Annotated in this window: 2 protein-coding genes; both read right to left on the bottom strand. The window is 58.2% G+C overall.

The genetic code is table 11. The annotated features are described in order from the left end of the window. Positions 1–1,265 (bottom strand): TRAP transporter large permease (locus tag HNQ72_RS30370; RefSeq protein ID WP_183998373.1); only part of this gene is annotated, 1,265 nt, incomplete at its 3' end. Next, positions 1,256–1,541, bottom strand: a 286-nt coding sequence (locus HNQ72_RS30895; protein ID WP_188868405.1) for a TRAP transporter small permease, incomplete at its 5' end; no start/stop codon positions are given. The genes HNQ72_RS30370 and HNQ72_RS30895, both read right to left, overlap by 10 nt.

Here is a 1,541-nt window from a genome sequence, read left to right as displayed (position 1 = left end):
GGCAGCCACATGGAGAACATCGGCACATAGGTGACCAATGCCATGGCGAGGAAGAGCGCGCTGTAGAAAGGCAGAATGGACTTCATGACTTCGCCGACAGAGATTTCACCGATGGCGCAGCCGATGAACTGCGTGGTGCCGACCGGCGGCGTGTTGAGGCCAAGTGCGCAGTTGAGCAGCATCACCATGCCGAACTGGACCGGGTCCATGCCATACTGCATGGCAATCGGCAGGAAGATCGGCGTGCAGATCAGGATGGTCGAGGCCATGTCCATGAACGTGCCGAGCAGGAACAGGATGATGTTGATCATCAGGAAGATGACGATCGGGTTGGTCGAAATGTGGCTCATCAGCTCACCGGTCATATCGGCAACGCCGTAGAGACCCATGAGATACTGGAACATTGTCGATACGCCGATCAGGAGCAGGACGATACCGGTCGTCTTGACCGTCTTGGCTGCTGCCGCCAGGAAAGCTTCCCAGGTCATCGTGCGATAGATGAAGAAGGTCAGGAGCATCGTGTAGATCACGGCGATGGACGCAGATTCCGTCGCGGTGAAAATACCTGAGATGATACCGCCGAGGATGATCACCACGATCAGCATGCCGGGCGCCGCTGCAGCGAGCGACCGCATGACGATGTGCCAGCCGGGGAAGGTGCCTGCCGGATAACCGCGTTTTCTTGCGACGTAATAGGCCGCACCGAGGTTACAGACCATCAGAAGCAGGGCAGGCATGATGCCGGCTGCGATCAGGGCACCGATGGATGCCTTGCCGCTGGCGGCCAGTGCATAGATGATCATGTTATGGCTGGTCGGCATCAGGGCGCCGACGAGAGCGGCGTGCGTCGTGACGTTGACCGCGTAGTCGGCGTCATAGCCTTCCTTCTTCATCATCGGGATCATGACGGCGCCCATGGCCGAGACGTCGGCAACGGGGGAACCGGCGACACCGCCGAAGAGGGTGCAGGCGACGACGTTCGACATGCCGAGGCCGCCGCGGACGTGGCCGACCATGGCCTTGGCTGCATTGACGATCTTGTCGGCAACGCCGCCATGCAGCATCAATTCACCGGAGAAAATGAAGAAAGGAATGGCGAGAAACGAAAATACGTTCATGCCCGCCATCATCTGCTGGAAGCCGACGGCGATCGGAAGACCTTCATAAAGAATGGTGCAAAGCGCCGACAGGCCGATCGCAAAGGCAACCGGGATCCCCGCAACGAGGAAGCCGACAAAAGTGATACAAAGAATGGTTAGTGCCATGACGGTACAACCTCCGCCTTACGGAAAATGGCCATGATATGTTCGATTGAAAACATGATGATCAGGACGCCCGAGACAGCGAGCGGAATATAGCGCACGGCCTCCGTCACATGGAGATTGGGCATCAGGTAGGGAGCAACCGACCAGCCGAGGATCCAGCCGTTATAGGCCATGGCGGCCCCGAACAGGCAGATTGCGATATAGATGACCAGTTCCACATAACGCTGCATCTGCTGCGGCAGGAGAACGGTCAGCGAGTCGAGAGCAATGTGACCG

Source organism: Aliirhizobium wenxiniae, from assembly GCF_014201355.1.
In the GTDB taxonomy this organism is placed as follows: domain Bacteria; phylum Pseudomonadota; class Alphaproteobacteria; order Rhizobiales; family Rhizobiaceae; genus Neorhizobium; species Neorhizobium wenxiniae.
The sequence above is the reverse complement of the archived record's forward strand: the minus strand, read 5'-3'. Positions and strand labels throughout refer to the sequence as shown.